The sequence below is a fragment of the Taibaiella koreensis genome (assembly GCF_003545715.1).
In the GTDB taxonomy this organism is placed as follows: Bacteria; Bacteroidota; Bacteroidia; order Chitinophagales; family Chitinophagaceae; genus Taibaiella; species Taibaiella koreensis.
The window spans coordinates 309056-335829 of sequence record NZ_QVNU01000005.1 but is presented as its reverse complement, the minus strand read 5'-3'; the positions used below and the strand labels follow the sequence as shown (position 1 = coordinate 335829).

Annotated in this window: 28 protein-coding genes; 15 read left to right on the top strand and 13 right to left on the bottom strand. The window is 51.4% G+C overall.

Translation table 11 applies throughout. The features are described 5' to 3' along the window. Positions 1 to 6 precede the first annotated feature (6 nt). Positions 7 to 507 carry an acetyl-CoA carboxylase biotin carboxyl carrier protein subunit gene (locus tag DZK30_RS17780; RefSeq protein ID WP_118975509.1) on the top strand — a complete coding sequence of 167 codons (501 nt, stop codon included), beginning with the start codon at positions 7 to 9 and terminating at the stop codon, positions 505 to 507. 34 nt (positions 508 to 541) lie between these two features. Then, positions 542 to 1648 carry a DUF4476 domain-containing protein gene (locus DZK30_RS17775; protein WP_118975508.1) on the top strand — a complete coding sequence of 369 codons (1107 nt, stop codon included), beginning with the start codon at positions 542 to 544 and terminating at the stop codon, positions 1646 to 1648. A gap of 52 nt (positions 1649 to 1700) precedes the next feature. On the opposite strand, the gene DZK30_RS17770 is transcribed toward DZK30_RS17775, so the two are convergent. The 6 genes from DZK30_RS17770 to DZK30_RS17745 form a co-directional block, all read right to left on the bottom strand. Continuing rightward, the gene (locus tag DZK30_RS17770) at positions 1701 to 2513 is read right to left on the bottom strand and encodes a class I SAM-dependent methyltransferase (RefSeq protein ID WP_205529481.1); all 813 of its coding nucleotides are present in this window, start codon (positions 2511 to 2513) and stop codon (positions 1701 to 1703) included. 162 nt (positions 2514 to 2675) lie between these two features. Beyond that, positions 2676 to 3074 carry an energy transducer TonB gene (locus tag DZK30_RS17765; protein WP_118975506.1) on the bottom strand — a complete coding sequence of 133 codons (399 nt, stop codon included), beginning with the start codon at positions 3072 to 3074 and terminating at the stop codon, positions 2676 to 2678. Positions 3075 to 3174: 100 nt separating this feature from the next. Next, positions 3175 to 6492 carry a preprotein translocase subunit SecA gene (secA, locus tag DZK30_RS17760; protein WP_118975505.1) on the bottom strand — a complete coding sequence of 1106 codons (3318 nt, stop codon included), beginning with the start codon at positions 6490 to 6492 and terminating at the stop codon, positions 3175 to 3177. A 78-nt stretch (positions 6493 to 6570) separates the two neighbouring features. Beyond that, entirely contained in the window at positions 6571 to 7041 is a 471-nt protein-coding gene (locus DZK30_RS17755) for a hypothetical protein (protein WP_118975504.1), read from the bottom strand. A 157-nt stretch (positions 7042 to 7198) separates the two neighbouring features. After that, positions 7199 to 8029, bottom strand: a complete 831-nt coding sequence (locus tag DZK30_RS17750; protein WP_240432949.1) for a formylglycine-generating enzyme family protein — start codon at positions 8027 to 8029, stop codon at positions 7199 to 7201. Between the two features lie 5 nt (positions 8030 to 8034). Then, entirely contained in the window at positions 8035 to 8766 is a 732-nt protein-coding gene (locus DZK30_RS17745; protein ID WP_118975503.1) for a hypothetical protein, read from the bottom strand. Between the two features lie 246 nt (positions 8767 to 9012). Here DZK30_RS17745 and DZK30_RS17740 point away from each other — a divergent pair, with 246 nt between their 5' ends. Together DZK30_RS17740 and DZK30_RS17735 are read left to right on the top strand one after the other, a co-directional pair. After that, positions 9013 to 9906, top strand: coding sequence for a T9SS type A sorting domain-containing protein (locus DZK30_RS17740; RefSeq protein WP_118975502.1), 894 nt, complete (start codon positions 9013 to 9015; stop codon positions 9904 to 9906). 235 nt (positions 9907 to 10141) lie between these two features. Further along, positions 10142 to 11041, top strand: coding sequence for a T9SS type A sorting domain-containing protein (locus tag DZK30_RS17735; RefSeq protein ID WP_118975501.1), 900 nt, complete (start codon positions 10142 to 10144; stop codon positions 11039 to 11041). A gap of 117 nt (positions 11042 to 11158) precedes the next feature. On the opposite strand, the gene DZK30_RS17730 is transcribed toward DZK30_RS17735, so the two are convergent. The 3 genes from DZK30_RS17730 to DZK30_RS25950 all read right to left on the bottom strand — a co-directional run bounded on the left by DZK30_RS17730 (position 11159) and on the right by DZK30_RS25950 (position 12835). After that, the gene (locus tag DZK30_RS17730; RefSeq protein WP_262706915.1) at positions 11159 to 11290 is read right to left on the bottom strand and encodes a T9SS type A sorting domain-containing protein; all 132 of its coding nucleotides are present in this window, start codon (positions 11288 to 11290) and stop codon (positions 11159 to 11161) included. 31 nt (positions 11291 to 11321) lie between these two features. Continuing rightward, entirely contained in the window at positions 11322 to 12383 is a 1062-nt protein-coding gene (locus DZK30_RS17725; RefSeq protein WP_118975499.1) for an ABC transporter permease, read from the bottom strand. 152 nt (positions 12384 to 12535) lie between these two features. Next, entirely contained in the window at positions 12536 to 12835 is a 300-nt protein-coding gene (locus DZK30_RS25950) for a class I lanthipeptide (protein WP_162903199.1), read from the bottom strand. Between the two features lie 347 nt (positions 12836 to 13182). On the opposite strand from DZK30_RS25950, the gene DZK30_RS17720 reads away from it, so the two are divergent. Both DZK30_RS17720 and DZK30_RS17715 read left to right on the top strand, forming a co-directional pair. Beyond that, the gene (locus DZK30_RS17720) at positions 13183 to 14394 is read left to right on the top strand and encodes an alanine dehydrogenase (RefSeq protein WP_118975637.1); all 1212 of its coding nucleotides are present in this window, start codon (positions 13183 to 13185) and stop codon (positions 14392 to 14394) included. A gap of 75 nt (positions 14395 to 14469) precedes the next feature. After that, entirely contained in the window at positions 14470 to 14826 is a 357-nt protein-coding gene (locus tag DZK30_RS17715) for a tellurite resistance TerB family protein (RefSeq protein ID WP_118975498.1), read from the top strand. A gap of 22 nt (positions 14827 to 14848) precedes the next feature. On the opposite strand, the gene lptC is transcribed toward DZK30_RS17715, so the two are convergent. The 4 genes from lptC to DZK30_RS17695 all read right to left on the bottom strand — a co-directional run bounded on the left by lptC (position 14849) and on the right by DZK30_RS17695 (position 18198). Then, positions 14849 to 15475 carry an LPS export ABC transporter periplasmic protein LptC gene (lptC, locus tag DZK30_RS17710; protein ID WP_118975497.1) on the bottom strand — a complete coding sequence of 209 codons (627 nt, stop codon included), beginning with the start codon at positions 15473 to 15475 and terminating at the stop codon, positions 14849 to 14851. A 23-nt stretch (positions 15476 to 15498) separates the two neighbouring features. After that, entirely contained in the window at positions 15499 to 16809 is a 1311-nt protein-coding gene (locus tag DZK30_RS17705; protein WP_162903197.1) for a hypothetical protein, read from the bottom strand. Beyond that, positions 16799 to 17524 carry a type III pantothenate kinase gene (locus DZK30_RS17700; RefSeq protein ID WP_118975495.1) on the bottom strand — a complete coding sequence of 242 codons (726 nt, stop codon included), beginning with the start codon at positions 17522 to 17524 and terminating at the stop codon, positions 16799 to 16801. Before DZK30_RS17700 ends, DZK30_RS17705 begins: the two co-directional genes overlap by 11 nt. Before the next feature lie 68 nt (positions 17525 to 17592). Continuing rightward, complete coding sequence (locus DZK30_RS17695; protein WP_118975494.1) at positions 17593 to 18198, bottom strand: LON peptidase substrate-binding domain-containing protein; 606 nt, start codon at positions 18196 to 18198, stop codon at positions 17593 to 17595. A 312-nt stretch (positions 18199 to 18510) separates the two neighbouring features. Between DZK30_RS17695 and DZK30_RS17690 the strand changes: the two genes are divergently transcribed. The 9 genes from DZK30_RS17690 (at position 18511) to DZK30_RS17650 (ending at position 26762) form a co-directional block, all read left to right on the top strand. Beyond that, positions 18511 to 19908, top strand: a complete 1398-nt coding sequence (locus tag DZK30_RS17690) for an anthranilate synthase component I family protein (protein ID WP_118975493.1) — start codon at positions 18511 to 18513, stop codon at positions 19906 to 19908. 37 nt (positions 19909 to 19945) lie between these two features. After that, positions 19946 to 20560 (top strand): anthranilate synthase component II, encoded by a 615-nt coding sequence (locus DZK30_RS17685; RefSeq protein ID WP_118975492.1) that lies wholly within the window; start codon positions 19946 to 19948, stop codon positions 20558 to 20560. Next, positions 20557 to 21591: an anthranilate phosphoribosyltransferase gene (gene trpD / locus DZK30_RS17680; protein ID WP_240432948.1), complete on the top strand. Its 1035-nt coding sequence runs from the start codon at positions 20557 to 20559 to the stop codon at positions 21589 to 21591. Before DZK30_RS17685 ends, trpD begins: the two co-directional genes overlap by 4 nt. Before the next feature lie 3 nt (positions 21592 to 21594). Beyond that, a complete protein-coding gene (trpC, locus tag DZK30_RS17675) occupies positions 21595 to 22383 on the top strand; it encodes an indole-3-glycerol phosphate synthase TrpC (protein WP_118975491.1) in 789 nt (262 codons plus the stop codon). Then, positions 22380 to 23000, top strand: coding sequence for a phosphoribosylanthranilate isomerase (locus DZK30_RS17670; protein ID WP_118975490.1), 621 nt, complete (start codon positions 22380 to 22382; stop codon positions 22998 to 23000). Before trpC ends, DZK30_RS17670 begins: the two co-directional genes overlap by 4 nt. A gap of 3 nt (positions 23001 to 23003) precedes the next feature. Then, positions 23004 to 24206: a tryptophan synthase subunit beta gene (gene trpB, locus DZK30_RS17665; RefSeq protein WP_118975489.1), complete on the top strand. Its 1203-nt coding sequence runs from the start codon at positions 23004 to 23006 to the stop codon at positions 24204 to 24206. Further along, complete coding sequence (gene trpA / locus DZK30_RS17660) at positions 24203 to 24976, top strand: tryptophan synthase subunit alpha (protein ID WP_118975488.1); 774 nt, start codon at positions 24203 to 24205, stop codon at positions 24974 to 24976. Before trpB ends, trpA begins: the two co-directional genes overlap by 4 nt. A 120-nt stretch (positions 24977 to 25096) precedes the next feature. Beyond that, positions 25097 to 26188 (top strand): chorismate mutase, encoded by a 1092-nt coding sequence (locus DZK30_RS17655; protein ID WP_118975487.1) that lies wholly within the window; start codon positions 25097 to 25099, stop codon positions 26186 to 26188. Further along, positions 26181 to 26762: a hypothetical protein gene (locus DZK30_RS17650; RefSeq protein WP_162903196.1), complete on the top strand. Its 582-nt coding sequence runs from the start codon at positions 26181 to 26183 to the stop codon at positions 26760 to 26762. Before DZK30_RS17655 ends, DZK30_RS17650 begins: the two co-directional genes overlap by 8 nt. Positions 26763 to 26774: the final 12 nt, after the last annotated feature.

The following is a 26774-nucleotide window of genomic DNA, read 5'->3' as shown; positions in this document are numbered from 1 at the left end:
TCTGGTATGAATAAAATCAAGATCAACGACCGCGCAGAGCTGGAAGTAGCGGCATCTGACGATGTTGTAACCGTAAATGAAACGCAGATCGGCTGGGATATGAAACAGCTGCCCAACGGTACCTTCAGCATTCTGGCCAATGGTAAAAGCTATCTTGCCGTGGTCGATCATGTGGACCGTGCAGCCAAGCAGCTTAAGATAAAGGTAAACGGTAACAACTATGAGATGGCCATCAGAGAGCCTATCGATCAGCTGTTGCAGAAAATGGGCCTGAACATAGGCAATGCCCGTAAAGTAGAGGCGATTAAAGCACCTATGCCCGGCCTGGTGCTGAAGGTAATGGTAACAGAAGGACAGCAGCTGAAAAAGGGCGACCCCGTACTGATCCTGGAGGCCATGAAAATGGAGAATGTATTCAAAGCGCCGGCCGATGCTACGGTAAAGGCGATCAAGGTGACCGAACGCAAAGCCGTGGAAAAAGGCGAGGTCCTGATCGAGCTGGCCTGATAGGATTAAGAAGAACGATTTAACACGATTGCAAATGAAGTATATCCTCAGCCTTATATGTGGTATGTGCCTGCTGGCACAAAGTGTCTATGCCGGTAATTATTCTTATGTGTATATCGAAGGCGATAAGCAAACACCCTTCTATGTAAAGCTGGAAGGACAGATGCAGCCCCGGCTGGGAAAGAACTACTGTATTATTCCCAACCTTGCGGCCGGCGTAAGCTATATCGAGATATTGTTCCAGCAGAATGCTTATCCGCCGCAGAAATTTGCGATCAATGTTCCGGAATCGGGAAGCAGGGGCTTTGTGCTGCAAAAGGTAAATGACCGGCAGTTTGCGCTCTACGATATCCAGCAAAAAAACTATATCGTATCGGGCAACAAACCGGAAGAAGATCATATACCCGAACCAGAACAACAGCAGGCGCCGCCTGTGGCCAGCAATACAGCGCCCGCAGCTGAAGTTCCTATAGCTGCTACCGCACCGGTAGCCGCTTCCGGCGACGGCGAAATACCGGCTTTCCGCCCCGAAAAGAAAAAGACAAAAGCAAAGCCGGCAAAGACGGAAGAAGCGGATGTTGCGCAGGAACCCAAAAAGGACAATCGCTTTCTGGATAATGTCGAGCTGAACAGCGATGGGACCGCCGTTGGCAGCGCACCGGCGGTTGCTGTATCCGACCCTTTGCCTCCGGTGCCCAAACCGGCAAAGACCAAAAAGAAGGCGCCGAAGAAAGAAGTAAAGACCGATGAGGGTGATCTGGCAGCGATCACCGACGAAACGGATTTTCCGGAACATAGCAAAGCATCGAAAGCAGAAGCCAATGATCCCGGCGTGCCCAACAGCGATTGTAAGACAGCCATGAGCAGCGACGATTTTGAAAATTTTGCGCTCAAGATCCTGGATAAATCAGACGACGATGCCCGCATCAAAGTACTATCCAAAAGCAAGGGCCGTCTTTGTTTCACTACAGAACAGGTACGCATTATTGCCAACAACCTGGATACGCAATCGGGAAGGTTTGATGTGGTCAAGATGCTGTATGCCCAAACCAGCGACCAGAGCAATTATCCCAGGCTCGAGAGCCTGTTCAAGACCTCTTTCCTGAAAGAAAAATTCCGGCAGATCATTAATCCTAAATAACAAGGGAAGCCCGATAAAAGAGAAGTCAAGTTTTAAAAACTTGACTTCTCTTTTATTTACGTTCGGCTACAAAGTTGAGCCCGAAGAAAAAGTATTCGCGGCGAAACCGGCTCCTGCGCTGCATTTCCGCCTCTTTACGCAATAGTTCTTCGGGATCGGTATTGCGGTAGCGGTAGGGCAGGTAATACCGCACATATTGTACCGATGCCGGATCGATATGGAAATGCGCCCGATCCATCAGCGCTGTCCAGGCAGCCAGGCTACGGATATTCTCGTTCCCGATCAGGATATCTTTCTGGAGCTTCTCATCCCACTGCTTTATAATACGCTTATTGCCCCTGTATTTGTATAGCTTGATGTTCTGAATCACATTGCTGCCATTTTCTTCAATGGCCAGCAGCTGTCCGCCGGGCTTTAACGCCTTATGAAAGATAGCGAGGGCATCGCCTATAGGCTCCAGGTGATGCAATGTATCCTGTACGATCACCATATCGTAGCTGACAGCTGCCGGTGGGTTATCGAAGAGGTTTTCATAAGAGCAGGTAAAGAGGTTGGCATTGCCAAATTGGTTCCAGTAAGTGTAGCGCTTTGCCACTGTTTCAAAATAAAATTCCAATGTGGTACCATGTGTGCTGATGCCGTTCATGGCCAGGAATAAAGCCGTAGTACCATAGCCCGAGCCGCAGTCCCAGACCTTTTTGGATGGATCGTTGATGCGTGCGGCAATGTACCGCAGCCGTTCCAGGAAGTAGTTTTTACGGAAATGAAAAGACGAAGCTTTGCCGAGAAATTTGTAATAACGATGCATCTCTTCGCGCTGTTCCAGTTCTTTAAGAAAAAGCTCGAAAAAATGTTCGGGAGTCATCTGCATGGTTCTATACTGATTTCTGCAAAACTAAGAAACTACTAGTAGAAACCTTAGTGGTAAATATGGAACAAGCTCATTGCGCCGGAAAACACAAAGGAATAGATATCCGGATAGTCAGAAAAAGGAAAGAGTCTCATCTGTACTTGTCAATCAGCCGGGCTATAGGGTATGGATGACCAGCGGAAGATGATAAGTGTATCTTGTTGGTTTCCCGTCCCGCAAAGCGGGCTCCCAGCGGGGCATTTTTTTGACCATGGCTATAGCAGCGCTGTCTATTGCCGGGTCGGGCGAGCGTATTATCCTTATCGCATCGGGACGGCCCTGCTCGTCGATATCGAAGCGTATAATGATCCTGCCGGCAAATGCCTCCAATGCATCCGGGATGTACAAATTTTGAGTAATGAAGCGGAGCAACGCTGCCGTACCTCCGGGGAATGCTGGTAAGGTTTCTGGCCGGGTACCGCCAAACAGGGTAACGGCCGGTATTACGGATGGTTGCTGCGCTCCGGCGGTATAAGCAAGGCTGCAGCACAATAGGAAAAGGGAGAGGAGGCGCATAAGACCTGGTTTAGCATAAGATGGCCATCACAGATTTTTCCATAAAAAGCGCAGGCAGCATCTTCAAGATGCTGCCTGCTATAGCTTAAACCTTTTTGTCTTACAAATGCTTGCCGTGGCAGGCCTTATACTTCTTACCGCTACCACAGGGACAAGGATCGTTGCGGCCGATCTTAGGCTCAACACTTACGGGCTGGCGCTTCACTGCAGGCGGCGCGCCGGGTTCCTGGTAGTAGTCGTTCTCATCGGCGGCATAGTCTTCGCCTGCGGCTTCGATCTGTGCCTTGTTATCATGCAGCTGGCTCATATCGGTACGTTGCGGCGGCATTTGCGCAGCCTGGGGCGGCGCTTCCTGGATAGGGATACCGGCGCGGTAGAGGAACGAAATGATGTGCTGGTTAATCTCAAGTAGCGCCTTCTTGAACAGCTCAAAGGCTTCAAACTTATAGATCAGCAGCGGATCTTTCTGCTCGTAAGAGGCCATGCGCACCGACTGGCGCAGATCGTCCATCGCTCTCAGGTGGTCTTTCCAGGTTTCGTCGATCATGGCCAGGGTAATGTTCCTTTCCAGGGTATCGACTACAGGGCGGGCTTTCTTGTCTACCGCTTCACGCAGGTTGATGTACAGCTGCATGCCACGTACGCCGTCGGTGAAGGGGATTACGATATTTTCCACGCGATCGCCCTGCTGCTCCAGTATCTGGGCAAACTGGGGATGGATATGCTCGCAGAGGCCATCCATTTTACGCTGATAGAAATCCTTGGCTTGATGGTATAGCTTATCGCCCAGCAGATCGGTATTCTTAAAGTCTCCATCGGCAAATTCGGGCTCGATGGCCAGCTGGCGCACCACTTCGATCTTTAGGTTTTCGGGATCGTTGCCGAATTCTGCGGCCAGGTTGGCGCAAACATCGATCAGGGCATTGTCGAGATCGATGGCCAGGCGCTCTCCAAACAAGGCATGACGGCGACGCTTATAGATTGCATCACGCTGGGTGTTCATGACGTCGTCATACTCAAGCAGGTTCTTGCGGATGCCGAAGTTATTTTCTTCTACTTTCTTCTGCGCTCTTTCGATAGAACGGGTGATCATGCTGTGCTGCAGTACTTCTCCTTCCTTATGGCCCATACGGTCCATCATGGCGGCAATACGCTCGGAGCCGAACAAGCGCATGAGATCGTCTTCCAGCGATACAAAGAACTGGGAAGTACCGGGGTCGCCCTGGCGGCCTGAACGGCCACGCAGCTGGCGGTCCACACGGCGGCTTTCGTGGCGCTCGGTACCAATAATGGCCAGGCCGCCTGCTTCTTTCACGCCGGCGCCCAGCTTGATATCCGTACCACGGCCCGCCATATTGGTGGCAATAGTCACCGCGCCGCTAAGGCCGGCCTCCGCCACTACCTGGGCTTCGCGGGAGTGTTGTTTTGCATTCAGTACATTGTGAGGGATCTTTTTCTGCTGCAGCATACGGCTCAGCAGCTCCGATACTTCCACCGAGGTAGTACCTACCAGCACGGGGCGGCCTACGCCGCGCAGGGCTTCGATCTCGTCAATTACAGCCTTGTATTTTTCCCTTTTGGTCTTGTATACAAGGTCCTGGCGGTCGTTACGCGAAATAGTAAGGTTGGTGGGTATCGATACCACATCCAGCTTATAGATCTGCCAGAACTCACCGGCTTCCGTTTCGGCCGTACCGGTCATACCGCACAGCTTATGGTACATACGGAAGTAGTTCTGCAGGGTAACGGTGGCAAAAGTCTGTGTAGCCGCTTCCACGGTCACATTCTCTTTCGCTTCAATGGCCTGGTGCAGGCCATCGCTATAACGGCGGCCTTCCATAATACGGCCGGTTTGCTCATCCACGATCTTGACTTTCTCGTCCATCACTACATACTCCACATCTTTCTCAAAGAGTGTATAGGCTTTCAGCAATTGCTGCACCGAGTGGATACGATCGGCCTTAGCCGCGTATTCCTGCAATACGGTATCCTTTCTCGCCGCTTTTTCTTCGGCAGGGAGGCCTTGTTTTTCGATGTCTGCCAGCTCCGAACCAATGTCGGGAAGGATAAAGAAGCTGGCATCTTCGCCGGCGCCGGTAATCAGCGCGATACCTTTTTCCGTAAGGTCTACGCTGTTCTGCTTCTCGTCAATGTAGAAGTACAGCTCTTCGTTGACCTTGGGCATATTGCGTTGCTGCTCGCCTATGAAGTGATTCTCCGCTTTTTGCAGAATCTGCTTATTGCCTTCTTCGCTCAGGTATTTAATGATCGCCGAGTTTTTGGGCAGGCCGCGATAAGCGCGGTACAGGTGCAGACCGCCATTGTCTTTGTCGGTCTTACCTTCTGAGATCATTTTTTTCGCTTCGGTCAGCGATTGGTTCACGATCCTGCGCTGGGCTTCCAGCAGCTTTTCGATCCGGGGCTTCAGGATATGGAACTGCTGTTCATCGCCTTTGGGCACAGGACCTGAAATGATCAGCGGCGTACGGGCATCGTCGATCAATACACTGTCGACCTCATCGACCATAGCAAAGTGATGCTTACGTTGCACCATTTCTTCGGGGTTGTGCACCATGTTGTCGCGCAAGTAGTCGAAGCCAAATTCATTATTGGTGCCATAGGTAATATCGGCCAGGTAAGCATTGCGGCGTTGCTCCGAATTGGGCTGGTGCTTATCGATACAATCTACTGTAAGGCCCAGCCACTCAAATACGGGCCCATTCCATTCCTGGTCACGACGGGCCAGGTAGTCGTTCACCGTAACTACGTGTACGCCACGTCCGGCAAGGGCATTGAGGTAAGCGGGAAGGGTAGACACCAGCGTCTTACCTTCACCGGTCGCCATTTCGGATATCTTACCCTGGTGCAGCACCGAACCGCCTATCAACTGTACATCGTAGTGAAGCATATTCCAGCTTACCTCTACGCCGGCCGCAGACCAGGAGTTGTTGTAAATGGATTGATCGCCTTCGATACGCAGGTAATCACGCATCGACGCCAGGTCGCGATCCCGGGGCGTAGCCGTAGAGACAACCTCTTTATTTTCCTTGAAGCGACGGGCCGTTTCCTTCACCACGGCAAAGGCTTCGGGAAGCAGGTTCTCAAGCACTTCTTCCAGGTGCTCATTGCGTTTTTTGTCCAGCTTGTCCACTTCGTCATAAATGGCTTCACGCTGGTGCAGGTCTACTTCGACGTTATCGTCGGCTTCGGCTTTCTTGGCAGCGATCTGCGCGTCGATATCGGAAAGATGCTGGGCAATACGTTCACGGAATTCCACCGTTTTGTGACGAAGCGCGTCATTGGAAAGCGAAGCATAGCTTTCGAAATGACTATTGATCTCTTTAACCAGGGGCAGGATCTTCTTGACGTCTTTTTCAGACTTGCTACCCCCGAATATTTTAGATATGAAACCTAACATTGTTTGGATTTTAAAAAGAATGGAAAATAGATATGGAACCGGAAACCGGGCACAGGGATGCGCCTCTTTATTCCATCTCTATTCCAGCAGGATACGGCTTTTGCGCTCAATATTGGTGCGCTCGTCGAATACCAGGTCGGTAAAGCCGGCGCTGCCGGCACGCACATCCAGGCTGGCAGTAGCCCTGCCATATTCCTGGTCTTTACTGTCAAAAATCCTTGCGGAAACAGGCCCCTTATAGTCTTTGTCAAAGATCAGGTAAACACTGACCACATTCTCATGGCCATTGTTACTGGTTGTGATCCTGAATTTGCCGCCCTTGACCCCTTTGCTCTGCAGCACTTTGGCCAGCTCAAGGGTGCAGTCAAAGCTCTGGCTCACGCCATCGGCCACACCGTCCAAAAACTCGGAAGAGCCTTTGCCTACCACCGCTCCGGCATAATTGACCGATTGTTTGGCCTTTTCCCTGGCCCGGTTACAGGAGCTCACGGTCGCCATGGTGGTCATGGCAACAATAAACGTGAAATAAGAGATCCTCCGGACAATCATGGGTTTAGAAAAAGTTGACTCTGTATTTTAAGCAAAATCCGTGCAAAAAAAGCCCCACCTGCCATATAGGCATAGAAAAGGGCCACAAAGGTAAGCAATTTCAATAAAACCCTTGCTACAATGCGCTGGCTGGCTATCTTGGGCGTTCCTGTGATCGCTAGCGGAGAGAAGCGGCATCTTTAACGGTACGGAATCCCTGGTTGCTGAATGAGGCGTGCAGATGGACCGTACCGATATCGACCGAGTTGAAGAAATTGCAGGCATTCCTGCTGCACCACCAGGAGCCGCCGCGGGCATGGACCACTTTACTGCCGGGCTTGTCGGTGGGCAGGGCGCCGGTGCAGAATTCGAACACATTGCCATACAGGTCATATATACCCCAGGGATTGGGCTTGAAACGGGCCACCGGCGCCGTGTACTGGTAGCCATCGCTGCTGTCAGGCTGCAGGTGATCGCGGCCGTGCCATATGTTGGCGTATTGATCTATAGCCCTTTGTGCGTTTCCCCAAAAGTAGGTAGTCAGGGTACCTGCCCGGCAGGCGATTTCCCATTCTTCCAGCGTAGGCAGGCGCAGACCGGCCCAGCGGCAATAGGCTACAGCATCGCTGTAGCTGATGGTGGTTACGGGATGATCCATTTTTTGTTCGATCCCGCCACGGCTTTTACCATTGGGGTAGCGCCAGCAGGCCGTACTATCGGCCAGCCACCTGAATTCTGCCAGGCCGGGCGCAAACACGAGCGCATCCTTTTTTCGCTCAGCGTCGGTAATATAGCCGGTAGCGGCAACAAACCGGGCAAAAGCAGCATTGGTGAGTTCGGTAGCCGCAATAGCGAAGCCTTTGGTCGTTACCTGCCGCAGTGGATTGAGCAAGTGGCCTTTTCCGCCAATAGTATAGTTTCCCGGCGGGACAGCGATCCAGGTAGTATCGGTCTGTGCCGGAGCATACCATGCCGTGAGCAGGAGCCATGCAAAAATGATCAGCCGCATTTTCTTTATTTGCGGGTTTGGTAGTATTCCATTACCCTTTTCAGGATCAGCGCTTCATTGGCTTTATTGTATTCGATCCAGCTTTGGTAGCTGGCGTCAGGGCCGTAGAGCTTTTTCCAGGAAGCCGATGCCAGTAAGGGTTGGTATTGACCATCTTTCATCAGCAACAGCATCAGGCTCAGGATATCATGATCCTTTGGATCGGCTTTATAGGTATTGACCAGGAAAGGGATCATTTCCCAGCCATTGACCAGCAGCACTGCTTTTTTATAATTGAGTCCCATATGCTTGCTGCGGATCACCGATTCGCGGATGAATGCCAGGACGGAGTCGCGGTTTTTTCGCAAAAAAGCCTCCTGTCCCTCGCTCCAGCTATACTCGTCAAAAGGATCGGGAAGCTGGGCAAATATTTTTTTCTGCTCTTCCTGTATAGGCGGCATCACATCACAATTCTGGGCATAGCTTTCTCCCAGGATCATGTGATAGGTGAACTTTTCCCTTAAGGAAAGGGACTGATAAGTCTTTGCAGCCGGGCGCCTGGGATCGTCTTCCGCGCCTTCAGGCATGGCGCCGATCATCCTTTGCACTTTGTCCAGGCCATATGGCGGCTTCGTGATCTTCATGCGGTATTCATGATAAGCCTGGCTTTCCTTACTGGCCTCTTTCCATTCGTCCTCCTGCGCCTGCAGGGTCAGCGGACCGAGACCAGCCAGCAACAATAATATACGGTAGTTCATCGATGAGGCTTTTAAGGGTAAAATTAAGCATTGGCCTGGTAGGTAGAAAGTAAGAGTGCGTTATTAATATAAAGGCGACTATGCTGTGCTAAGGCGGCAATGAAATTACCTTCAGATACGGTGTTTTAAAATGTGAAAATAATTGATAAAAAGTACCTTAAAAAAATTCGAAAAAAAATGGTAGCAATCCAAAAATGATTAGATTTGGATGATATTATTTTTTAATTTGTTGTAAACAAAGAAACTATGAAGAAATTTTTAGTGAGTTTAACTCTTTTAGGAATGGCAGGAACAAGCGTTTATGCACAGGAGATCGATCTCAAGCCTTTTGCGATTATGCAGGAAAACCAGGCGCTGACACCCGGCAAACCGATTTCAGGGACCGGCGTTATCAATAATCTCCCTGCGCCTGCCGACAGTATACAGGGCGCTATCATTTTTACCATCGATTCTTCCGGTGGCATTTTGACGGCAGCAGATACTTTTGCCTTTTTCGGACCCTGGAGCACGATGAACGCACAAGGGCAAATGAGTTTCAATAGAGGATTTTCATTAGATGGTTCCGATATCGATGCCGGGGCCAATGGTAAGACTATCTTTTATTTAGATAACAGTTGGGTACCTACGACCGATTCGATCGAGAGCTTATTGAACATTCCGTATTTCGAAGAGCACGGGATTGGTAATCCGTTCGAGGATATGTTGTACCGCCGTTCTGAGCTGGTTTCCGGCCAAACCTATGGATGGTACGCACATATGAGGCCTTATCCCAATTGGAATGAGGGCACCTTTACCGACCCCGATCAAACCAATAACTGGTCCTACACGCCTGTTATCTGGCAGGCTGGTACCAGTATCGGAGAGCTATTGTCCCGCACGCGTTACACCCCCCTGGAAGTCTATCCCAATCCCACTACAGACAAGCTCAATTTCGCGCTTACATTCAGCAAGGCAAACCGGTCGACAGTAGCCAGGGTGATAGATGTGAACGGGCGCGTTTTACATGCAAAAGCCCTGGGTGGTGCCAGCAGCGGTACTCGGCAATATTTCTGCAATGTGGAGCAGCTACCCGTAGGCAATTATACATTACAGGTAATTACCGACAATGCTATCTACATCAGCAAGTTTGTGAGAAAGTAAGGTCACCGGCTTGTCCCGGGCAGGCAGATAGGTTGAATGAAGCATCGCCTTTGCAAGACCGGTACTCTGATCGCACATAACCGCACTTCCCGGCGATCATCACCGGGAAGTGCGGTTATGTGCGATAAAGCAAAAAAATAAACGAGGAAAAATAATGCCGGATGAGCATTTGTGTCAGAGGAAAATTATTTTTGGAATAATATTTATTTTGTAATTTTCTGTAAATAATAAGACTATGAATAAAATCTTACTTACACTTGCATCCCTGGGTATTTTTTGCACTGCCAGCCAGGCGCAAACCGCCAACGACCCTATCGATCTGGAAGCGATCATTGCTTTGCCCGCTGAAAATAGTAATCTCGCTGCTACGGGCAACCTGGATACCAATGCTATTCGCTGCGGTATCCGCTGCAATACGGATGCGATCATTCCGAATACACAGACCGTTATTTTCTATTCCTCTTTCAACAATTTTCCTACTCCTGACGCGGTAAATGCCAGCGGCTTCAGTTTTGTAGACGACCAGTCGATAGCCGCATCCAGTGTGATATTTGTTTTCCCCAATACTAATAAACTCGGAGCCGGGCACATCTCACCTTTTACTCTTTCGGCCGATTCGATTAAAGCACTTTGTAAATGGAGCGACTGGGAAACGAACGCTTTCACTACAGTGAACCGCGCCGATCTTGTAGCCGGTCAGGCTTATGGATTCTTCTTTAAGGTATTGGGTGTTCAGCCTGAAGGCGCAGGCGTGAACGAGTATCGCGAGGACCCTGTTCAGGGCGCCGATGTGCGGAACGGGAACAACCGGGCTGCCGTAAAAGTGATATGGAACCCCAATGCCAACAGCATCGGCGAAATGCTGGCCAAAAAAGAAAAGGCAGCTATCTCGGTATATCCTAATCCTGCCGGCAGTAAGATCAGCTTCAACTTTGATGCTCCCAAGGCATCGCATGCTATGGCTGTAGTGCGGGACATTACCGGCAAGATCGTTGCCAGCAGGAACTTCGGTAGCATACCCACCGGCCTCGGGGAATACAGCCTGGATGTTTCCGGTTTGAGCAATGGCATGTATATGTTACAATTCGATACCGACGACCAGGTGGCCGTTGCCAAGTTTACGGTAACCCGATAAGAATACTTTCGTTTTTATCCATATAACCTTACAGGGTATCGTAAATATGTCTTTAAAAACAATAGCCCATCGTTCGTCGCGACGGGCTATTGTTTTTACATAGTATTCCGGAAAGCTTTATTGCTTCACAAACTTAAAGATAGCCTGCTCTTCCCCTGCAATAAGCCTGAGCAGGTATATGCCTGCTTTCAGGGAAGCAACGTCGAGCGTAGTATGTCCTGAATGGTCCCGAAGTACCATAACGCTGATGCTACGGCCGGTAATGAGACTGTATAAGTGGTCAGCGCAGCTTGACCCTTGGGTCGATGCGGGTGTACAGCAGGTCGGTAAGCAGGTTGACGATAATAAAAATAGCCGCTGTGACCAGGATAGCCCCCATCACCACCGGGAAGTCGAACTTATCGAGCGAGTCCACGGTGAGCTTGCCAATGCCCTTCCAACTGAAAATAAACTCTACAAAGAAAGAGCCTGCCAGCAGCTCAGCGAGCCAGCCCGAAATGGCCGTTACTACGGGGTTGAGCGCATTGGGTAAGGCATGCCGCCATACGACCTGGCGTTTTTTCAGCCCCTTGGCATAAGCCGTGCGGATATAGTCCTGTGACAATACATCAAGGAGCGAGCTGCGGGTAAGTTGGGCAATGATGGCCAGTGGCCGTATGCCCAGGGTAAGGGCAGGCAGTACCAGGTTCCTGAGCGAAAGGAACCGGCCGCCAAAAGTGTCGTAATCCCATAAGCTGCCGACCATGCTGAGGCCGGTAATGCCGCTGAGCAGGTACCCGAAAACGTAGGCCATAATAAGCCCCGCAAAAAAAGAGGGCGCCGATATGCCCGCCACGCTGGCTACAATTGCCGATGTGTCGAGCCAGGTGCCTTTCCTGAGCGCAGCCAGCACACCCAGGGCAATACCGGCCACAGTAGCGAAGAGCACGGCGCTGAAGGCCAGGATCACCGTACCGGGGAGCGCATCGGCCAATACCTCCCATACCAGCCGCTTGCTCTGATAAGAGCGGCCCAGGTACGGCTTTTTCACCAGGAGCGCCTGCCGCTTACCCAGCGACAGTATGGTATAGGGCTTGTACTTGTCGCCCATGTCCTCACTCTTATGATACCAGCCTATAGGTGAAAGATCGTTGAGATAGAGCACATACCGTTTCCATACCGGTTTGTCGAGATTCAGTTCCTTACGCACGTGGGCTACGGAGGCAAGATCGCTGCGCTGTCCCAACGTAAGTCGCGCCGGATCGTCGGGCAGTACATTGAACAGCAGGAAGACGAGGCTGATCACTCCCCAGAGGACAGCAAGCCCATACAGGATCTTACGGATAAAATAGCTTAAGGTCATTGCCGCCGGGTGATTAAAGCATGGTACAGGGCAGCAAGTTAGGAAAATTGTACTTAGGGCGTTCCGGATGTGGGTGGGAAAGAGACTAATCCCTATCCGGGAGAGATGTGTATATATGGAAAAAGCCACCCGGAGGTGGCCTTTTCACGCTTTTATAGCGGACAGATCTGCGTAAAAGAGGGGCAGTTCTTAATTGTAGTCGGGGTAGGGCACAGCTGAACGGAGCAATACCGTTGCCAGGTGGGTTGGCATGTTTGGGTAAAAGCACAGCCATCTGCTGTTTCCACAGGGCAACCGTTCGTTGGGCACAACCTGGCTGTAGGGCAGTCTAAGGTTTCGATACAAAGATTAACGCCGGTACCGCCGATAACCCGGCCGCCTTTTTCACTGTCTAATGCAACAATCGTAATTTTTTTAAGAGACAATTTTACACCTAATACTTTCTTTTTCATTCGGTTTTGGTTTTTTAAATGAAGACTAAAGATCCAGTTTGCCACTGCAGAAAATGTGCAGTGCGGAAAAGTAGTCGTGGAGAAGCATAAAAAAAGCAGCCCGTAGATCGTTACCTGGCTAAGAAAGCACAAGGTTTTTAACAGCTGGAAGCAGGCGTTTTGCTGGTGGGCGATCCTTTACTGCACCTGGGGAGACGGCTCATTTTGGCTAAGGCTGTTATATTTTGCAGCTTGTGATGTTCCTGCTTATACTTTGGAATAATTTTTGCTGCAACATTTTGAAATTTTTTAAAGAAACTTGCTTTTATTATCTAAAAAAAGGCACTACCTTACTCCTCCTTTCTCATATGGTTACGAAACCTCATATTTCGCCCTCTTTTTCCTATATACCCCTGGAAGAGACGCTGGAAATCGTCCCGCGCAGGCAACGTTTGTTTATTGGTATCCCCAAAGAGACTTCCTTCCAGGAGAACAGGGTGCCGCTGACGCCGGAAGCCGTTTCGATTTTGGTGCAGAATGGTCATGAAGTCGTAGTGGAGCACAATGCCGGGGAGCATTCTTTTTATTTCGATACGGATTTCAGCGAAGTAGGCGCGCGCATCGTTTATGATAAGGCCGAAGTGTACAAAGCGCAAATGATCATTAAGTCGGCGCCGATATCGGAAGATGAGATCGCCCTGCTGCAGCCCAATCATGTGGTAATTTCCCCCATACACCTGCCTTTTCTGAAAGCGAGCATGGTGGAGGTCCTAATGAAAAAGAGGATCATCGGCATTGCCTTCGATTCTATCAAAGACGATTCCGGTATTTATCCCATCGTACGCTCGATGAGCGAGATCGCGGGCAGCTCCGCCATTTTGACCGCAGCCAAATACCTGGGCAATGTGCATAATGGCAAAGGCATCCTGCTGGGCGGTATATCGGGTGTGCCGCCGGCCAGGGTAGTCATCATCGGCGCCGGTGTAGTAGGCGAATTTGCCTCCCGTACAGCCCTGGGGCTTGGCGCTTCCGTCAAAGTATTTGACAATTCGATTTACCGCCTGATGCGCCTGCAGAATAATATCGGCCGCCGGTTGTTCACTTCCGTTATCGATCCGAGAGAGCTGGGCAACGAGTTGAAAAATGCCGATGTAGCGGTGGGGGCCTTAAAGCCTGTGAACGGCGTTACACCGGTAGTGGTAACCGAAGAAATGGTAAGCCACATGAAATCGGGTTCTATCGTGGTCGATGTAAGCATCGATCGTGGTGGCTGCTTTGAGACCTCCAGGGCCACGTCTCATGAGCATCCTACCTTCAAAAAATATGATGTGATCCACTATTGCGTTCCCAATATCGCATCTGGAGTATCCCGTACCGCCTCCAGAGCCATTAGCAATGTGTTGATGCCCATTGTGCTGGAATGCGCCGATATGGGCGGTGTCGAGCACCTGCTGCAAGCCAAGCCTGGTATCCGCAACGGTGTTTACCTGTACCGCGGCTGTGTGACCAATGCGCCTATCGCACGACGCTTCGACATCAAGTACACCGACCTGAATCTCTTGATGGCCAATCCCATATAACATTACAGTTCCGTTTATATACCTGCCGGGAATCCCGAACCTGAATCATAAGCTCTATCAAAGAAAACCAACCAAATGCCGAATAACAGAACGAACAAGACCATTGCCGGTTACCATTTACTGATGATCCTCGCCGCTGCCGATTTTCGCTTCAAGGCATCGGAAGATATGGTGATACGCGATTATCTGGAGCAGGAATTTCCATTTCATGTCAACCTGGACCGGGAAATGGAAAAGATCAGCAGCCTTACTCCTGAGGAGTGGGAACGGCATTTTCTGAAGTACATGGATGATTTTTACGACGACGCCACACCCGAAGAAAGGAACAACCTGCTGCAATTTGCCCTGGATCTGACCAAAGCCGACGGGGTAATCACCGTAGAGGAAAATCACTATCTCCAGTTACTGTTCGACAACTGGCATAGCGAATAAGAAGTAGCGCCCGGGAATGTGGCTATTCTGACGGGAAATCGCTGTTGGCCACCGGTATGGTACCGCGCTGATTCTTGATTTTTACATAAGTAAGATCCTGGGTAGCTTCCAGGCCCGATCCGTAGGAGATCTGGTCGTCCTTGGTGATACGCACAAACTTGTCGGTATAAAAGCGCTCAAGCTTTTTGTTCCAGATCAGCTCCTCCGTTTGCAGCTTTTCCCCCTTCCGGTTGATGACCACAACGCTATCGCGCGCGATCACGTTTTCGTCGCGGGTATAATAGCGTGCTGTCCTTGCCGTAATGGTACTTTCAACCTGCAGCTTATCGTCGAACATGTCCATCTTTACCCCTTTGAGAAAGTCGATGTAGGGCGGCCTGGCGTTTTCGTTACCGATGAATTCCTTGGTGTAAAGCTTTGCTTTTACTTTTCCTTCTTCGCTGTAAACGAAGGTGACATCTGAAGCGCGGTCATTGTCCAGGTCTTTCAGGTTATTCTTACCGGGTAGCTTACTCAGGTCATTTTCGCAGGAAGCCAATGATAGCAGGGCGACCACCATGATGCAGCACAAAAGAAATGGAGCTGCTCCGGGTCTGCGGAGCGCTCCATTATGGGAAAAAGATAAATATCCGGAACGGGATGGCTTCATGTATCAGCGGCTAATGTGCCCGGTTAATCGTACTTGGGTTTCTGGAACCAGATGTCGTTCAACGAAATGCCCAGGGTAAAGCGCACATAGAATTCTCGGGCAAGACCATTCTGTATCGTACCACGTTTACCGATATCCAGCGCCATATTGATACGGCCAAACTGGCTGAAGCTACGTTTCAGCGGAAAAGAAGCACCCACAGTACCGCCTACATAGTCAACATTGGTCCCGTTGAGCTCGATATAGTCTTTGCCATAATAGGCGCCAAGCCGGTAGGTGGTTTGTGCAAAGAGTTTATGGGAGGTCGGATCGGGTGTAATTTCGCCGCCGACCGCTGCGCGCCAGGCATTGCTGCCTACACCGGTACGGTCGCCAAAATTGCTGAAGCTGCTCCAGTCGGTGTAGACAAAATCGGCGCCTATGTCCCAGTTGAAGCTTTTGCCATAATGTACACCGAAGGCATATTCGGCGGGGAGCTCGATCTTACCTTTTATGCCGGTACGCTTGGACTGCGATAGGGTATCCACTACAGTACCATCGGAAGTATAGCGGTAGCCCAGGTCATAGGCATCCTGCGACCCGTTCAGCTTTTGCGACAGAGTGATCGCAGCACCGATATTGATGTATTGCTCTTTTTTGAGTTTGGCTTTGTAGAACAGGCCGCCTTTCCAATACAAGCCGCCCACGCTGTTGTAGCGGGAAAAGGAGGAATTGCGCACCGATGTCGTATCCAGATTTTCCAGGGAGCTGGTGTAGGAGGTATTGCCGAAGACATAGCCGGCATTAAAGCCGATGCTGAATCCTTTATATTGTCCGGCAAGACCCAGGTAAGCATACTGAAGGCCGCCTGAGCCCACATATTGGCGGGCGGTTCTGCCGATGCCATCGATAGTGGTGGTATCGGAAGCCTTATAATAGGTATTGGCCATAGGCGCAATACCTGCGGCCATACCGGCGTATTTGCCCAGGGGAATGCCCAGGGTGACATAAGATATAGTGGCCGTGCCAGACGAGGTGCTGACATCGTTCATGAAAATGCTGCGGGAACGTCCCTCCAGGGCAAATTCCAGCGTGGTCACCTTCAGGAAGCTGTACGTGGCCGGGTTAAAGGAATTGACGGAGTAGAGATCGTTATAAGCCGTGGCTGTTCCACCCATGCCCCGGAGCAGTGCATTGCGGGGATTGCCAAGATCACCGATGCCATAACGGGAATAAGGGGAGTTCTCTTTGGTGGACTTAGGTCCTGTGGCGTCATTCAACTGGGCATTGACCCCGGAACCGGTTGCTAAAAGAGCGGTCAGTAATAGAAATTGCGTCTTTAGTTTAGCGCACATTATGTCGTAAAATTGTGTTAAGTCCCTTCAATAGAAGCAGAGAATCTGCAAATATCCGATTTTTTAGCTTGCCTGCAAAAACCGGGGCGTTACCACCCGTTAAAACGACATTCAGGTCGGGATATTGTTCCCGGTATAAATTTATCATACCATCCAGCTCGGCTGCAATGCCCATGATCACCCCGCTGCGGATGCTGGTTTCGGTATCGTAGCCCAGCAGGACCAGGTCGCCATGCTCGTCCACCAGGGGTAGCTTATCCGTGTATTCGTGCAGCGCCTTGAAGCGCATGGCCAGTCCGGGAGTAATGTTGCCACCCCTGAACGCCCTGTTTTTATGCACAAAATTATAAGTGATCGCGGTGCCGATCCCGATTACAAGATTGTTGGTGTCGGGATATTCGCTATTGGCGCCTGTAGCCAGAGCAAGACGATCGACGCCCAGCGTTTCGGGACTATGGTAAGCATTCATGATTGGCAGGACTGTTTGTGCCGTGAGCACCAGGAGCCGGGTTCTTTCCTGCAGCAGCACTTTCAGTTCGGGAGGATGATTGGCTACCGAGGCCAGTATCGCCGCTTGCGGCTGCTCGGTGTCGATAGCTTCTATAAGGCCGGTCAGCGCTTCTTCTTCTGAAAAGTTATAATCCTTTACCAGCTTGTTTTCCTGGAAAAGCGCAGCTTTGACGCGGGTATTACCCCAGTCGATACATAGTTGCATAAAGCGAGTGATTTGGATGAATAATAGACGGTATTGAAAAATTGGTTCTCCTTGGTAAAGTACACGGTTTAATTCAGGTTGATCCTGGATTTCAGGATATCCAGGTCATCCACTTCGGGCATAATAGAATTAAAGTAGCGTCGCAGGTATTCCATTCGCTGCACCTCGTTGAAAATACTGAGCAGATCGTACTCCTGCTCACGGGTAAGTCCCAGCTTATGAGCAATATCGTACGACGACCATTCCTGCTTTTCGTCGGGCATGCGGTTCTCTATGTTCAGCAGGGTATACAGGCGTTTGACCTCATCGTGGATCAGCTTCGACAGGTTGGGGTGTACCTTCATCTTGTCATTTTCGGGATAGCTTACAATAGCGCCCGAGTAAGGTTTTTCCGGCAGATTTTTCACCTCCTCCAGCATACGGAATACCTGCTGTCCCTTGATGCGCACTTCCAGGGTACCGTCAGCCTGCTCTTTTCCTATGGTAAGGATCCCGGCCAGCGTGCCATACTCCCGTATTTGTTCTTCGTGAAAAAGGGGAATGCCAAATTGCTTTTGCTCTTCGTAGCAATCCCGGATCAGTTGCGTATGTTTCGGATCCGTAAGCCGTAGTGTTAATATCTCATCGGGGTATACTATAATATCCAGGGGTACTATGGGAATGAAATTCGTCATTATCAGGTCGTCAGAAGCTGCTTTTACTTTTTAATGAATCAAAAAAACCGGATGGCAATATAGCACAATTTTGAAAAAAAATTTGGACAAATGAAAACGATCGCTACCTTTGCCCCCATTACGGGCTGTTATGCCTGTTATTCAAATGATGACTTCTTTTCTTACAACTACAAATCAATATTGGTGGCTTTCACGATGGCAACACGTGAACAGCACTGATATGCGCTAAGTTGTATCAGAATACTCCCTGACCGGTCTGCTGTTCGCAGGCCGGTTTTTTTTATTCCCTTTTTTCAAAAAAATTACTGGATCATGTCGTATCATTTTCGTGTGCGGCTGCGTGCCCTGCCCGCAGACACCTTAACGCCCGTGAGCGCTTACCTGAGGTTGCGCGACCTTTTTCCCGATACTGTGCTGCTTGAAAGTGTCGATTATAATGGGCACGAAAACAGCTATTCCTACATCTGCTGTACGCCGGTGGCCGGGCTTAAGATCAGCCCCGGCGTGGCGGAAAGCCATTTCCCTGACGGGACGATAGAACAGAGTGCAGATTTAAGCGCAACGCTTTCCGCCTTCCCGCAACAGTTCTCGTTTGAGCCGGTGGCAAAGGAATATTGCCGGGGGCGCCTGTTTGGTCATATCAATTATGATGCGGTAAGCCTCTTTGAGCAAATTACTTTCCGGGAGCGTAGCGAAGATGCGCCGGAACTGCTTGCAAGGCTTCATGTATACCGCTATATGATCGTATTCGATCACTTCAACCATACCGTTTACCTGACCGCTCATTTTACCGATAATGAGGCTGAGCCCTGCTTTACAGCGCTGGAAGCGGCATTGCGGCGGCCGTATATAGCAGGCTTTGGTTTCCATGTAGCCGGGCCCGAAGAAGCAGAGGAGACCGAAGCATCGTTTATGGAAAAGGTTGACCGGGCCAGGGAGCATTGCCTGCGTGGCGATGTATTTCAGGTCGTGCTGTCGCGGTCGTTCTCACGTCCGTTCCGGGGCGACGATTTCAATGTATACCGGGCTTTGCGTATGGTCAATCCATCGCCGTACCTCTTTTATTTCGACTATGGCGATTACAGGCTATTTGGATCTTCTCCCGAAACGCAACTGAAAGTGAAAGATGAAGTGGCGATCATGCATCCCATTGCAGGCACCTGTCGCCGTACAGGCATCGAAGCAGAAGATGAGCAGCTGATCGCAGCCCTGATGGCCGATCCCAAAGAGCAGGCCGAGCACACTATGCTGGTCGATCTCGCACGCAACGACCTGGGCAAGAGCCACGATGAGGTTACTGTCGCCTTTTACAAAAAGGCACAGCGTTTTGCTCATGTGACCCATATTGTCAGCGAGGTGAGGGGTAGCCGCCCCTTACATCGCAACGCCATCGGGATGATCGCCGATACTTTCCCTGCCGGTACCTTATCGGGTGCACCCAAACATAGGGCTATGCAGCTGATTGACCGCTATGAGCATAGCCGTCGTGGCTACTACGGCGGATCCATCGGGTTTTTATGCCCTGACGGGCAGCTGAACCAGGCCATCATGATACGCACTTTTATGAGCCGGGGCAACCGGCTGCATTACCGCGCCGGCGCCGGTATCGTGAATGCCTCTGTTCCGGAAACGGAGCTGCAGGAGGTGGCGCATAAGCTGAAGGGATTGCGCGCTGCCATCGATGCAGCGGAATCTATCGGTTTGGAATAAGAGTATACAATCCTGATAATGATCTAAAATAAACTATATGCAAATATTGATCCTGGACAATTACGACAGCTTTACATACAACCTGGCGCTGATGATATACCAGCTTAGCGGCCAGCGACCTGATGTCAGGAGGAATGATGCCATTACACTTGCAGAAGCCGGCCGGTACGATAAGATACTGCTGTCGCCGGGCCCGGGCCTTCCCGGTGAAGCGGGCATACTATGCGATCTCATTGCCCGTTACGCTCCGTCGAAAAGCATATTGGGCATATGTTTGGGACATCAAGCCATAGGACAGGTATTTGGCGCCGATCTGCGGCAGCTCGGGACCGTCTGTCATGGCATTGCCACACCGGTGCGCCGGTTGAAGGAGGATGTTATGCTTGAAGGCCTGCCACAGCCATTCGAAGTAGGCCGCTACCATTCCTGGGTCGTAGCAAAGGACAGGTTACCCGACTGCCTTGAAGTACTTGCAGAAGATGAGCAGAGGGATATCATGGCCTTACGGCACAGGCACTACGATGTAAAGGGCTTACAGTTTCATCCCGAAAGCATCCTTACACGGGAAGGCAGGCGCATGATGCAGCGTTGGCTGGCGCCTCCCGGTGCTATTGCTTCAAGTCTCACTTCAACAAACCATTTAAGCTTATGAACACATTATCTCTGCCCGACGGCGCTTTACCCTATATGATGAAAAAGGTACTTGACCGTCTGAATGGCTACGAAACGCTTTCTTATACCGAGGCTAAAGAGGTATTGCTGGGAATCACCGGCGGCATGGTCAACGAAAGCCAGATGACCGCATTTATCTCAGCCTTCATGATGCGGCCGGTCACACTACCCGAGCTGGCCGGCTTCAGGGATGCATTGCTGGAACAGGCGGTCAAGCCTGGTCTGCCCGCTACAGATGCTATCGATATTGTAGGTACTGGTGGCGATGGCAAGCATACCTTCAATATTTCCACGCTATCAGCTGTTGTGGTCGCGGCCTGCGGCTACCGCGTTATCAAGCATGGCAATTACGGGGCCACTTCAGTCAGCGGCTCTTCCAATGTGCTGGAATACCTGGGCTACCGGTTTACCGCTGATCGCGATATACTGATGCGGCAACTGGACCGTGCGGGAATATGTTTTTTGCATGCGCCACTGTTCCATCCTGCCATGCGGCGTGTGGCCGGTATAAGAAAGAACCTGGGCCTGCGCACTTTCTTTAACCTGCTGGGTCCACTGACCAATCCGGTCCAGCCCGCTTACCTCCTGCTGGGTGTCAATACGCTGGAGGCGGCGCGGCTGTTTCATTACCTGTTGCAGGATAGCCCCCTGCAGTACCGGATCGTGCATAGCCTCGACGGCTACGATGAGCTTTCCCTTACCGGCCCGGCCCGCCTCTATACGCCGGAGACGCAACAGGTGATCACGCCGGCTGCCTTGGGTTTGCCGCAGCTTACTGCGGAGGAACTATATGCGGGTAAAGATGTAAAGACCGCTGCCGCAATCTTCAGCGCGGTGCTGCAGCAAGAGGCCACGCCGGCACAGCAACAGGTAGTGATCGCCAATGCAGCCATGGCCATTCATACAATTGATGCCGCAAAGCCTTTTTCTGACTGCCTTGCCGTGGCGGCCGAAGCGCTTCGTTCGGGGAAGGCATTGGAGACATTTAACCACATCATAAATACCAACTGAATTATGGACAATATACTGGAAACGATAGCAGCGCACAAGAAGCTGGAGGTGGCGTACAAAAAGCGGGCGTTCCCCGTCTCCCGGCTGGAGCATATGGCCCTGCAGCAGCGTCCGGCGCTCCCTTTTGATGCTTTTATCGGGGATGAGCAGAAGACAGGTATCATCGCCGAGTTCAAGCGGCGCTCGCCGGTAAAGGGAATGATCAACGACACCGCCGACGTTAGCGAGGTGACTTCGGGCTATGCCCGGCACGGCGCCAGCGCCCTTTCCGTGCTTACCGATGAAGATTTTTTCAGCGGTGGTAGCTATGATTTCAGCCGGGCGCGGCGCAATGAGCACATTCCACTCCTGCGTAAAGACTTTATTATTGACGAGTACCAGGTGGTAGAGACCAGGGCGATGGGGGCCGACGTGCTCTTGCTGATAGCCGCTATACTAACTCCCAGGCAGGTGCAAGGCCTCAGCCGGCTGGCCGTATCCCTGGGACTGCAAGTGTTGCTGGAAGTGCATGCCGCCGGAGAGCTGGGCCACTATTGCCCCGATGTTGCCGCAGTGGGCGTTAACAACCGGGACCTGAAGGCCTTTACAATCGATATGCAGCATTCGGTCGCCTTATATCCTCAACTGCCTCCGGAAGCCCTGAAGATATCTGAAAGCGGTATCCGCAGCGCAGCCGACGTCAGGCTATTGCGCCAGGTAGGCTATCATGGCTTCCTGATCGGCAGCTTATTCATGAAAGAACCGGCGCCGGAGCAGGCTTTTGCTCATTTTGTCAAAACACTGGAATCATGAAGATCAAAGTTTGCGGACTGACCCAAAAGTACAACCTGGAAGCCGTAGCCGGGTTGGGGACAGATCGGCTCGGTCTTATCTTTTATCCCGGCTCGCAGCGCTATGCCGGTAACAATACCGACCTGCAACGCCGTTGCGCAGCAGCGGCATTGCCCGGACTTACCGGCATTTTTGTTGATCAGGATGAAGCATATATCCGGGAGATCACGGTGGCATTCAAGCTAAGCTATATCCAGCTGCATGGCGCCGAACCACCCGCATTTTGTGAGCGCATAGGAGCTTTAAGACCTGTAGTGAAAGCGTTTGCTGTACACGGGCAGTTTGACTTTGATCGGTTGGAAAGATACCGGCATTGCTGCAACGCTTTTCTCTTCGATACACCCGATGCAGGCTTTGGCGGCAGTGGCCGTGCTTTCGACTGGCGCTTGCTGCAGGACAAGGATATCCCGCTTCCGTTCTGGCTTGCAGGTGGTATAGGACCCGGCGATACCGCCAAAGTAAAGGCTTTCAAACATCCGGCCTGGGCAGGTATCGATCTGAACAGCCGTTTTGAAAGCGCACCCGGTGTCAAGGATATTGCATTACTCAACACATTTATCACCCAATTACGCAGATAATATATGAACTTCACTATCGATGAAAATGGTTACTACGGACATTACGGAGGCGCTTACATTCCGGAGATACTCCGCACGAACATCGTTGCATTAAAACAACAGTTCCTGGCTTTGCGCGACGATCCCGATTTTAATGCTGCATACGATCGCCTGCTCAGGGACTATGTAGGAAGACCCTCTCCTCTTTACTATGCCCCACGGCTATCAGAACGGTACGGGGCAACGATCTACCTGAAACGGGAAGACCTGAATCATACAGGGTCTCATAAGATCAACAATACGATAGGGCAGGTATTGCTGGCACGGCACATGGGTAAACGACATATACTGGCCGAGACGGGGGCAGGGCAGCATGGCGTAGCTACGGCCACGGTTGCAGCCTTAATGGAGATGCAATGCACAGTATTCATGGGTGAAACAGATATAGCCAGGCAGCAGCCCAATGTTGAAAAAATGCGGCTGCTGGGCGCTACTGTAGTACCGGTGACCAGTGGTAGCAAGACCTTGAAAGACGCGGCTAACGAGGCGATCCGGTATTGGATCCATTATCCGGCCGATACCCATTATGTAATCGGGTCTGTTATCGGTCCCGATCCCTATCCTGATATGGTGGCACATTTCCAAAGCGTGATCAGCAGCGAGATCAGGCAGCAGCTACTGTCGGAGGAGGGCGTCGCATGCCCACATGCCGTGATCGCCTGCGTAGGCGGTGGCAGCAATGCTGCCGGCGCTTTTTATCATTTCCTGGAAGAGGAGCAGGTGCAGCTGATCGGCGTGGAAGCAGCAGGGAAAGGTGTGGATAGCGGTCATACAGCAGCTACGATCGCGACAGGCAGCGCCGGCGTGATCCACGGCAGCAAGACCTTGCTGATGCAGGATAGCGATGGGCAGATCAAAGAGCCCTACAGCATTTCGGCCGGACTGGATTACCCGGGTATTGGTCCGCTGCATGCCCATCTGCATGAGACCGGCCGGGCCTCCTTCCTGCAGGCCACGGATGAAGAGGCCTTGCAGGCTGCTTTCCTGCTCATGCGCATGGAGGGTATCATCCCTGCTATCGAATCGGCGCACGCCCTGGCGGCGCTGGAAAAGCTTTCATTTAGTAATACCGGTCCGGTCGTGGTTTGCCTTTCGGGCCGCGGCGACAAGGATATGGATGCCTATATCAGGGCGGCGCCGGCTTCTTTTAAAAATCATCAGCTATGAACCGTATCCAATCGCTATTTGAACAAAAGGAAAACAAGGTGCTTTCCTTCTACTGCACCGCGGGCTATCCCCGCCTGCAGGATACCTTGCCGGTATTGACAGCTTTACAGGCTGCCGGCGCCGATATGATAGAGATAGGGATACCCTTCTCCGATCCGCTGGCCGACGGGCCTGTGATACAGGAGAGCAGTGCGGTTGCGCTGGCTAATGGTATGAACCTGCAGGAGCTGTTTCGCCAGTTGAAGGATGTCCGTGAGCAAGTTAGCGTCCCGCTTATCCTGATGGGTTACCTGAACCCTTTGCTGCAATACGGCGTATCCCGCTTTTGCCGGGATGCAGCGGCCTGTGGCATCGATGGCTTGATCATTCCGGACCTGCCCCTGGAAGAGTACCGCCGGGAATGGCAGCATGCTATGGAGGCCTACGGGCTGAATATGATCTTTCTTGTAACCCCATTTACACCGCAGGAGCGTCTGCGGGAGATCGATGAATGTAGCAGCGGATTTCTCTACATGGTGACGACCGCAGGAACTACCGGCGGTAGTATTGGCCCTGATGAAGCAACAAAGCGGTATTTTTCATTTATCAAAGAACAGCGGTTGAATCGTCCCGTTATGGCGGGCTTCGGTATTCGCGACAAGCCGGGTTTTGACCAGGCTTGTGCCTATGTTAACGGCGCCATCGTGGGCAGCGGGCTGATCAGGGTACTGCAGCAGTATCCCGATAAAGGAGAAATCGTGATCAGGGACTTCGTCCATTCTTTTTTCTAAAACAGAGCGTTGCTTGATCCAGGTCAAGACAAAGCGCAGCGCTCATGCAAGCTCCGCAAAAGGCTTTATCTTTGAATGTCCTGGCGTTGCATGCAACGTCCATATGAATTATCTATAGACATGGAAACGTTTTCCGGAGAACAACGAGAAACAGCAACCTTATTGCAGCGGAGCCCGCTGATCATAGCAGGGCCCTGCAGCGCAGAAACAGAGGAGCAGGTAGTGGAGACGGCATTGCGCCTTAAGGCAACCGGTAAGGTACACGCATTGCGGGCCGGAATATGGAAACCCCGTACGCGGCCGGGCAATTTTGAAGGCGTAGGCGCACAGGGCCTTCCCTGGCTGCAAAAAGCCAAAGAGCTCACCGGCCTGCCTTATGGCGTTGAGGTGGCTACGGCAAAGCAGCTGGAGGAGGCCTTACGTCATGATGCAGATTTTGTATGGATCGGCGCCCGTACCACGGCCAATCCTTTTAGCGTGCAGGAAGTAGCAGATGCCCTGCAGGGCGTGCAACTGCCGGTAATGATCAAAAACCCGGTGAACCCGGATATGGAGCTGTGGACCGGCGCGCTGGAAAGAGTGATGAAGGCCGGGATAGAAGCCGTCGCCCTCATCCACAGGGGTTTTTCGGCTTATGGACATACCGATTTCAGGAATGCGCCCATGTGGCAGCTGGCGATCGAGATGAAGCGCCGTTTTCCCGGTCTGCCTTTTCTTATCGACCCTTCGCACATCTGTGGCAACCGGCACTTACTCCAGGAAGTAACGCAGAACGCCATGGACCTCGACTACGACGGTCTCATTATCGAAAGCCACCGGGACCCGGATCAGGCCTGGAGCGATGCCAGCCAGCAGATCACACCCGAAAGACTTCTTACAATGCTTGGCGATATCGTATGGCGGAAAGAAGAAGTATTGTCGGAAGAGATGCATATGCACCTGGAAAAGTTGCGGCACCAGATCGACCGTCTCGACGATGAGCTGCTGCGCCTGCTGCACGACCGCATGAAAATATCGGAACAAATAGGAGAATATAAGAAGGCGCATAACATCACCATTCTGCAAACAGAACGCTGGAACCAGATCCTGGAGCGGGTTTGCCGCAATGGTGAAAAGGCCGGACTGAGTAAGGAATTTATCACACAATACTATGATGCGATCCATATGGAAAGCATCAAGCATCAGGATGCTATCATGAATGCACATGGCTGACCGGGAGCAGAAACACATAAGAAGGAGATGGCTGTACACCAAGCCTTTGTTCCTGAACACGATTTTTGTCGCTGTTGTCACTACGCTGGCAGTGTGGCTGCTGGGGCTGGGTAGCCATCGTACTTTGTTTGTGAATTCACTCCTGTCCGTTTCCCTGTTGTCTTTCTTTTTCCTGCTTTTCCTGGTATCGGGGCTTTATCGCGGGGTTAAGCTAAAGGATGATATGGGTAAGGTCTTAGACCGGTACCGGCCGGTTGACTTATCTTCCGGCCTCAACCTGGGCGATGGCTGTAGCTTCGACGGTGAGGGCATATTGGCCTGGATAGGAGCAGCGATAGCCGCCATTGTATTGATCTGGATACTGGGTAGTGTACTTTGGCTGCTGATCCTGGTGTTTGCGGCTATGCTGTACTGGATATTTTTCAGGGCCCTGCGGCTGGTATTCCGTAAGGGGCCCTTATGCAGGGGTAATCTCCCGCGCAGCCTTCTTTACGGACTATATTATACGGTGCTGTACAACTGCTGGATTTATGGCATTATTCTTGGTGGTCATTATCTGGTCAATCATTTGTAAGCCGGAGTGAAT

What these genes read in the sequence shown, in the direction of transcription:
- DZK30_RS17780 (WP_118975509.1), top strand. Translation starts at nt 7, where the DNA reads ATGAATAAAATCAAGATCAACGACCGCGCAGAGCTGGAAGTAGCGGCA.
- DZK30_RS17775 (WP_118975508.1), top strand. Translation starts at nt 542, where the DNA reads ATGAAGTATATCCTCAGCCTTATATGTGGTATGTGCCTGCTGGCACAA.
- DZK30_RS17770 (WP_205529481.1), bottom strand. Translation starts at nt 2,513, where the DNA reads ATGACTCCCGAACATTTTTTCGAGCTTTTTCTTAAAGAACTGGAACAG.
- DZK30_RS17765 (WP_118975506.1), bottom strand. Translation starts at nt 3,074, where the DNA reads ATGCGCCTCCTCTCCCTTTTCCTATTGTGCTGCAGCCTTGCTTATACC.
- secA (WP_118975505.1), bottom strand. Translation starts at nt 6,492, where the DNA reads ATGTTAGGTTTCATATCTAAAATATTCGGGGGTAGCAAGTCTGAAAAA.
- DZK30_RS17755 (WP_118975504.1), bottom strand. Translation starts at nt 7,041, where the DNA reads ATGATTGTCCGGAGGATCTCTTATTTCACGTTTATTGTTGCCATGACC.
- DZK30_RS17750 (WP_240432949.1), bottom strand. Translation starts at nt 8,029, where the DNA reads ATGCGGCTGATCATTTTTGCATGGCTCCTGCTCACGGCATGGTATGCT.
- DZK30_RS17745 (WP_118975503.1), bottom strand. Translation starts at nt 8,766, where the DNA reads ATGAACTACCGTATATTATTGTTGCTGGCTGGTCTCGGTCCGCTGACC.
- DZK30_RS17740 (WP_118975502.1), top strand. Translation starts at nt 9,013, where the DNA reads ATGAAGAAATTTTTAGTGAGTTTAACTCTTTTAGGAATGGCAGGAACA.
- DZK30_RS17735 (WP_118975501.1), top strand. Translation starts at nt 10,142, where the DNA reads ATGAATAAAATCTTACTTACACTTGCATCCCTGGGTATTTTTTGCACT.
- DZK30_RS17725 (WP_118975499.1), bottom strand. Translation starts at nt 12,383, where the DNA reads ATGACCTTAAGCTATTTTATCCGTAAGATCCTGTATGGGCTTGCTGTC.
- DZK30_RS25950 (WP_162903199.1), bottom strand. Translation starts at nt 12,835, where the DNA reads ATGAAAAAGAAAGTATTAGGTGTAAAATTGTCTCTTAAAAAAATTACG.
- DZK30_RS17720 (WP_118975637.1), top strand. Translation starts at nt 13,183, where the DNA reads ATGGTTACGAAACCTCATATTTCGCCCTCTTTTTCCTATATACCCCTG.
- DZK30_RS17715 (WP_118975498.1), top strand. Translation starts at nt 14,470, where the DNA reads ATGCCGAATAACAGAACGAACAAGACCATTGCCGGTTACCATTTACTG.
- lptC (WP_118975497.1), bottom strand. Translation starts at nt 15,475, where the DNA reads ATGAAGCCATCCCGTTCCGGATATTTATCTTTTTCCCATAATGGAGCG.
- DZK30_RS17705 (WP_162903197.1), bottom strand. Translation starts at nt 16,809, where the DNA reads ATGTGCGCTAAACTAAAGACGCAATTTCTATTACTGACCGCTCTTTTA.
- DZK30_RS17700 (WP_118975495.1), bottom strand. Translation starts at nt 17,524, where the DNA reads ATGCAACTATGTATCGACTGGGGTAATACCCGCGTCAAAGCTGCGCTT.
- DZK30_RS17695 (WP_118975494.1), bottom strand. Translation starts at nt 18,198, where the DNA reads ATGACGAATTTCATTCCCATAGTACCCCTGGATATTATAGTATACCCC.
- DZK30_RS17690 (WP_118975493.1), top strand. Translation starts at nt 18,511, where the DNA reads ATGTCGTATCATTTTCGTGTGCGGCTGCGTGCCCTGCCCGCAGACACC.
- DZK30_RS17685 (WP_118975492.1), top strand. Translation starts at nt 19,946, where the DNA reads ATGCAAATATTGATCCTGGACAATTACGACAGCTTTACATACAACCTG.
- trpD (WP_240432948.1), top strand. Translation starts at nt 20,557, where the DNA reads ATGAACACATTATCTCTGCCCGACGGCGCTTTACCCTATATGATGAAA.
- trpC (WP_118975491.1), top strand. Translation starts at nt 21,595, where the DNA reads ATGGACAATATACTGGAAACGATAGCAGCGCACAAGAAGCTGGAGGTG.
- DZK30_RS17670 (WP_118975490.1), top strand. Translation starts at nt 22,380, where the DNA reads ATGAAGATCAAAGTTTGCGGACTGACCCAAAAGTACAACCTGGAAGCC.
- trpB (WP_118975489.1), top strand. Translation starts at nt 23,004, where the DNA reads ATGAACTTCACTATCGATGAAAATGGTTACTACGGACATTACGGAGGC.
- trpA (WP_118975488.1), top strand. Translation starts at nt 24,203, where the DNA reads ATGAACCGTATCCAATCGCTATTTGAACAAAAGGAAAACAAGGTGCTT.
- DZK30_RS17655 (WP_118975487.1), top strand. Translation starts at nt 25,097, where the DNA reads ATGGAAACGTTTTCCGGAGAACAACGAGAAACAGCAACCTTATTGCAG.
- DZK30_RS17650 (WP_162903196.1), top strand. Translation starts at nt 26,181, where the DNA reads ATGGCTGACCGGGAGCAGAAACACATAAGAAGGAGATGGCTGTACACC.